This window comes from Microcoleus sp. M2_D5, from assembly GCF_036701935.1.
Classification (GTDB): Bacteria; Cyanobacteriota; Cyanobacteriia; order Cyanobacteriales; family Microcoleaceae; genus Microcoleus.
Map to the genome: position 1 here is coordinate 1 of NZ_JAUBRP010000141.1, position 6,854 is coordinate 6,854.

Below are 6,854 nucleotides of genomic sequence, written 5' to 3' on the forward strand. Positions count from 1 at the left end.
TTGTTATTGTGGGATGGGCGTCCCGCCCGTCCTTAAAGAACGGGCGGGACGCCCATCCCACAAACTTGGGGAAGTTATTTAATTCTCATTCCTTACCAGGCTCTGCCTGGTAAAGAGTAATAGAAATCCACCATCTAAAATCTAAAATCAGTATGCGTCCACTCGAACTTATTCTCGAAGGATTTACCAGCTTCCACCGCGAACAGCGTTTAGATTTTTCTCAACTCGATTTGTTTGCAATTACTGGTGCTACAGGTGCGGGCAAATCTTCACTGCTAGATGCCATGACTTACGCTCTTTTTGGCACTACTACTCGCAGCGGCAAACAAGTCAGTGATTTGGCTAGTCAAGGCAGCGAAAATTTAAAAGTGCAGTTGCGTTTTGCTGTGGGTTCGGCACAGTATCGGGTGACGCGAAGGTGGCGTTTTCGTCCGAAATCTCCCGAAAATAAGGTGATTTTGGATAACTGGCAAAATGGTCAATGGGAAACTTTGGGAACGAGTATTGTTGCTGTTCAAAATACCATCGAACAGATTTTAGGAATGGATTTTGATACTTTTACGCGAGCAATTGTTCTGCCTCAAGGCAAGTTTGATGAGTTTATTAAAGGGGATACTTCAAAACGCCGGGAAATTTTGCGGCAGTTAGCGGGATTTGAGATTTTTGAGCAGATGCGGAAGGAAACAAATGAGCTTGCTAAGTTGCTGAAACAGGAACGGGAAATGGTGGAAAGGCAGCTAGCGGAGTTGAGTGCGCCGACGGCTGATGAGGTGGCCGGGAGACGATCGCAACTTGTGATTTTAGAGCAGCAGTTGCCTGAGTTCGATCGCGCCGTGATGAAAGCTCAGAAGGATTTAGATGAACAGGAACAGCTATTTTCGCAAATCGCTCGCTGGCAAGAGTTACAACAACAACTGACTAAATTAAATGCTAATTCTGCCGATGTGACTATTTTAGCACAGCGTTTAGAAAGAGCGCAAGCTGCCAATCATTTACAGGGAGATTGGGCTTTAGTGCGATCGGCTCGCAGTCAGTATGAAACTGCCGAAACTGCCTCTGTGGCAGCGCGGAAGCTGTTAATTAAAGCTCGCTCTGAGCTAGCAGTAGAGCAGCAGCAATTTGACGCGGCAAAAGCCAAAGAACAGGTGCTAGCGCCACAAATTAAGGCTCGCGAAGATGCTCTAGCTGCTGCTAAAGTATATGAAGAACAGCGCGCTCAATTAGAAAAAGAAGTCGCGCTGGCCCAAAAAATTCAACAGGAAAAAATCCGCTTTTTTATGGCAGCAGATAAAGACCTGCAAGCTGCTAACACTAAAATTCAAGGCGCGGGTTTTCGAGTTACTCAAGCAGCGGCACAGCTCGAACAGTATGCGCCGGGAGGAAAGCGTTTAGAGCAATTGCAGCAAGTTTCACCCTTATTGATGGAATTGCAGCTAATTACCAAGCAGCAAAAGACTCAGCAAGAACAGTTAGATAAATCTCTGGCCGATCGGGAAAAAGCTCAACAAAATTATGTGAAGGCTACCACTAATTTAGAAGCCGTTGAACTCAGGCTAAAAGAGTGCGCCCGCGAGTTAGAAGTGGCCCAAACCGCTAATGCGGAAGCGGCACGTTTAGAGAGTGTTGCTGCGGTCAGAATGTCGCTGAATCCGGGCGATACTTGCCCGGTGTGCGGGGGGGTGCATCCTGAGAGCGAGATCCTGCCTCCTTTGCCGAATTCTAATATTGTCGATGTCGCTGATTTGCGGCAGAAATTGGCGGGGGCAAATCAGCTTTTTCAAGATGCTCAAAGGTTGGCTGCTGAGGCAAAAAGTACAGCTTCAGCTTGCCAGCAAAAAGAGTCGGAAATTGCTCAAATGCTCGAATTAACTGCCAATAGAGTTGCCGAATTGCAGGAGCAAATCACTCAAGTTCTGGAAGATGCTCAGTGGGAAAGCTTGGGGTTGCAGCAGGAGTTGGCAATCCTTAAAGAGAGCGATCGCCAATACCGCGAAACCGAACAGCAGTTCCAAATGGCATCATTGGAATATGATAATTGTCAGGAAAGATTTAATTTTGCGGTGGCGACTCAAGCAGCTAAACAGCAGGAATATCAAGATGCGATCGCCGAATCAGACCGCCGCCAGCAGCAGTTGCAAAGTTGTGTAAATGCGCTTTATAAAATTACGGAATATCAACCTTATGCTAATTTGGCAAAAGTCTTAGAACAAGACAAGCAAGATTTGGCAAATCTGCTGCAAGTTGCCGAAAAATCATATCAAACTGCTCAAAATAAGGTGATTCAAGCCGCAGAGAGAGAGCAACAAGCTGGAGAGGCTTTTGGGCAAGCCCAAGCTCAGAAACAGCAGTTAAACCTGGATTGGTCAGCAAAATTAACAGCGGCTGATTTCACCGAAGAGACCTTTTTAGCAGCAGTTGCAACAGTTAAGGAACAATCCGACTGGGAAAATGCTATTCGCTCTCACCGCGAATCAAAAATTCAGTTAGAAACGCGGGCAAAAGATTTGAGCGAGGCTCTCGCAGGCAGAACTACCGATGAAAATACTTTAGCACAAGTGCGATCGGTCAAACATACCGCCCAAGAAAACCTCAAACAAGCCAACAACAACCGCGCCGAACTGTTAGCGTGGATTCAAGTAGCAGCCCAAAATCTCGAACAAGCTGAAAGACTGTCAGAGCAAATCACTAATTTCACAGAACAAGAGCAAACTTATCACACCTTAGCGCAGAATCTCAAATCAAACGAATTTCAATCCTACATTTTAGAACATTTAGAAGCAGAATTAGTCGGCAGCGCCACCTTAATTTTGCAAGAATTAACCGAAAATCGCTACAAACTAAGAAACCAAGACGGCGAATACTGGGTAGCAGATAATTGGAACGGCGGGGAAGCTAGACGAGTGCGAACCCTTTCCGGCGGCGAAACCTTTGCAACTTCCTTATCAATGGCTTTAGCTTTGTCAGAAAAACTGTCTCAAGGATCTCACTTGGGTAGCTTGTTTCTCGATGAAGGATTTGGTACTTTAGATACTGAAACTCTCGAAAGCGTTACTCAAATTTTAGAATCTTTGCGGCAGCGAGAAAGGCTGATTGGAGTGATTACCCACGTTCGAGAATTGGGGGAAAGATTGCCCGCACAAGTTAAAGTTTCCAAATCTCCGCAAGGTTCTAGAATAGAAGTTGAAAGAGTTTGATGGCAGAGATTTTTGATTAATACGGGAACCGCAGATTTTAGGCAGATTGACGCAGATGAACGCAGATGATTTCCTGAATAGACGCACCCTACGGTTTCCATTCGCTTCTAAAATTCCCTATAATATATGATGCAAAATCACCCAACTCGAATGCAGTCGGTACAGTCGCCAATAATTCCAGTAGTTGGCGAATTGATCCGGCAAAATCCGGGAACGATATCTTTAGGACAAGGTGTAGTTTACTACAATCCGCCACAAGAATCATTTGATAAAATTCCCGAATTCTTGGCAAATCCCGACAACCACAAATACAAAGCCGTGGAAGGTATTCCACAATTACAGGATGCTATCGCAGCCAAACTAAAAACCGATAACGACATAGAAATTAACAGCAAAAACTGCATTGTCGTTACCGCCGGCAGCAACATGGGATTTACCAACGCTATTCTCGCCATCACTTCGGCGGGAGACGAAGTTATTATCCAATCCCCTTATTACTTCAACCACGAAATGGCGGCAATTATGGCAAATTGCCGACCAGTGATAGTAGAAACAGACGCCAACTATCAACTTAATATCGATGCTATAAAAAAAGCAATTACCGACAAAACGCGAGCCATAGTTACTATTTCACCAAATAATCCCACTGGTGTTATTTATTCGGTAGAAGCACTCCGGGAAGTTAACGAAATTTGTCGCCAGCACAACATCTATCATATCAGCGATGAAGCTTACGAATATTTTACTTATGATGGAGTTAAGCACTGTTCTCCCGCCGCTTTTCCCAACAGCAGCGAACATACAATTTCTCTGTTTAGCCTTTCCAAAGCCTACGGTTTTGCGAGTTGGCGGATCGGGTATATGGTAATACCAGAACACTTGCTGGTTTCAGTGAGAAAGATTCAAGATACAATCTTAATTTGTCCGCCGGTAATTTCTCAGTATGCAGCCCTGGGAGCCTTGCAAGTTGGTAGAGGTTACTGCGATAATTATGTAAGGGCGATCGCATCCGTCCGCCAACTCGTATTAGACGAACTCAATACTATCCAAAACTTGTGTACAATTTCCCCAGCCGCTGGAGCTTTCTACTTTTTCTTGAAAGTTGATACTGAACTCGATACAATGGAATTAGTCGAACAATTAATTCGCGAATATCGCGTAGCAGTGCTTCCCGGTACCACTTTCGGTATGGATAACGGCTGCTATTTGCGCGTTGCTTACGGTGCTTTGGAGAAAGCAACCGCTACCGCAGGTATTAGGAGATTAGTTAAAGGTTTGAAGACAATTTTAAACAAGTAAAATAGGAAAATTCAAAATGGTTGCCACGAACTTGAAAGCAAATACAAATGTTCAAGATACCTCCCCTGCAAAACTGGCAGACTTGCGAGATTTGATGGTCGATTACGACTTAGATTGCTATTTCATCCCTGCGGTTGACGAACATTTAAATTTATCTGTTCCAGCAGCCAAGCAGCGGCGGGCTTGGATTTGCGGTTTTACGGGTTCCGCCGGTGACTTGTTGGTTGGCAAAGATTCCGCTTGGTTGTTTGTGGATTCCCGCTATTACGAACAAGCAGATTTGCAAGTCGATACTGGAATTATTCAAATATCGAAACTAGGCTTAGAAGGAAATTTAACCTTAATTGAAACTTTAGAAAAACTGGCTGTAGAATCGGCAAAAAAAATAAGTAAAATTCGCCTTGGTTTTGACCCGTTTACCGTAGCGACAGAGCAATATCAAAATTGGGTGAAAAAATTTGCAACTGCGGAGATTGATCTCATACCAATCCCGGAGAATTTGACAGACAAAGTGCGATCGCAAAATCACTGGAAAACAGCAGAGACTTTACCCGCGATTGATGCAGAACCCATATTTAGCTTACCTGTATCCCTGACAGGAGAAACCGCCGCCGAAAAATTAGCCAGAGTCAGGGAAGCGATGCAACTCGCCAACATTGATGTGCTTCCGATTACCAACCTGAATCAAATAGCGTGGCTGTTCAATCTCCGAGGATCGGATATTCCCCACATTCCCGTTTTCATATCCTATGCCATTGTCACCACACATTCAGCGTTTTTGTTTACAAATACCGAACGAATTTCACCAGAAATCAAGCAAGAGTTGCGGGCGGATGTAACTTTGCTTCCCTACAGAGACTATCCGCATACATTAGAAACTTGCGTAAATTTGCCACATAAAGTTCGGGTACTTTTAGATCCGAAACACAGCACAGCAGGCACTTACCATTTAATATTAAACCATCAAGAAGCGCAGTTCTACAACATCGAAATAATTTTTGATACTCATCCGGTAGAAGGGATGAAAGCTCGCAAAAATTCAGTAGAAATTGAGCAGATGAAATCAGCAAATTTCAAAGCAAGTCGAGCGAAAACTTTGGCTTTAAAGTGGTTGACAGAACAGCTAGAAAATGGTAAGGTAGTGACAGAGTTTGATGTCAAAGAAAGCATCGAAAGATTTTACCAGCAAGAAACAGATTTTCAGACTTTAACTTTTAGAACGATCGCAGGTGCGGGAGCCAATAGCTCGATCGTACATTACGGAACCCCCAGCCCAGAAATAACGTTAAAACCGGGGGAACTGCTGTTATTGGACTCAGGCGCGCAATATTTAGCAGGTACAACCGACGATACGAGAACAATAAGTATTGGAGAACCGACGGCGCTACAAATAGAACACTACACAACAGTCTTAATCGCGCACATCAACTGTGCAATGCAGCAATTTCCCAAAGGAACAACGGGCTCGCAATTAGATGCGATCGCCCGTGCGGTATTGTGGCAACAACAGCTAGACTACGGACACGGTACAGGGCACGGAGTCGGCGCGTTTTTAGCCGGTCACGAAGGGCCAAACGGCATCAGCAAATCTGTGCAGTATCCCCTGGAAGCCGGAATGGTAACTAGCATTGAACCGGGATATTACGAACCGGGTTGGGGCGGAATTCGCATCGAAAATCTCTATGTTGTCAGAGAAATGCCATCCAAAAACGGTTTGGTTTGGTACGGATTTGAACCGCTGACTTATATTCCGTTCGATCGCAAATTGATAAATGTCGATCGGCTGTCAAAGACTCAACTAGCATGGTTGAATAATTATCATGCTGCTGTAGTCGAGAAACTGGAACCCGTACTTGATGCAGCAACAATTGAATGGTTGAAAAAAGCCTGTACTTCGTTAGGTTAAGCCTTGTAATTAGTCGCACATTTAACTTGTGCACCTATTTTTATGGAAACTCTTGTGGGGTGGGCTTCTAGCCCGCTCCAAAGGTACAAAATAGCACATATCAGATAGGGACACGGCGCTGCCGTGTCCCTAATGTATTTAATCCGATATTTAATCGGATTGAAAACTGCTATAAAGCTGGTGACAGGATTTGAACCTGCGACAGGCTGATTACAAATCAGCTACTCTACCAACTGAGTTACACCAGCAGTTAAACTTAATATAGCAAACTTATAGTCATCAGCGCAACCCCCCCAGCAAATTTTTTTTTCAAAGTCGCTCAAAACCCCTCCCCGTAAGGGCAAAACCGGAATTCTCTGCCCACACCCCACTGCCAATTAAGGAATGAGAATTAAATAACTTCCACAAGATTGTGGGATGGGCCTGAAAGCCCGTCCAAAAAGGACGGGCTTTCA

At 44.5% G+C, this 6,854-nt stretch carries 3 protein-coding genes and 1 tRNA gene; 3 read left to right on the forward strand and 1 reads right to left on the reverse strand.

Annotated features, from left to right (window positions below):
• The first annotated feature begins 152 nt into the window (after nucleotides 1-152).
• The 3 genes from QUA50_RS28770 (at nucleotide 153) to QUA50_RS28780 (ending at nucleotide 6,399) form a co-directional block, all read left to right on the forward strand.
• Nucleotides 153-3,194, forward strand: coding sequence for an SMC family ATPase (locus tag QUA50_RS28770; protein ID WP_333259405.1), 3,042 nt, complete (start codon nucleotides 153-155; stop codon nucleotides 3,192-3,194).
• A 129-nt stretch (nucleotides 3,195-3,323) separates the two neighbouring features.
• Entirely contained in the window at nucleotides 3,324-4,493 is a 1,170-nt protein-coding gene (locus tag QUA50_RS28775; RefSeq protein ID WP_333259469.1) for a pyridoxal phosphate-dependent aminotransferase, read from the forward strand.
• 16 nt (nucleotides 4,494-4,509) lie between these two features.
• Entirely contained in the window at nucleotides 4,510-6,399 is a 1,890-nt protein-coding gene (locus QUA50_RS28780; RefSeq protein WP_333259403.1) for an aminopeptidase P family protein, read from the forward strand.
• A gap of 175 nt (nucleotides 6,400-6,574) precedes the next feature.
• Here QUA50_RS28780 and QUA50_RS28785 read toward each other — a convergent pair.
• Nucleotides 6,575-6,647: transfer RNA gene (locus tag QUA50_RS28785), tRNA-Thr, on the reverse strand.
• Nucleotides 6,648-6,854 lie beyond the last annotated feature (207 nt).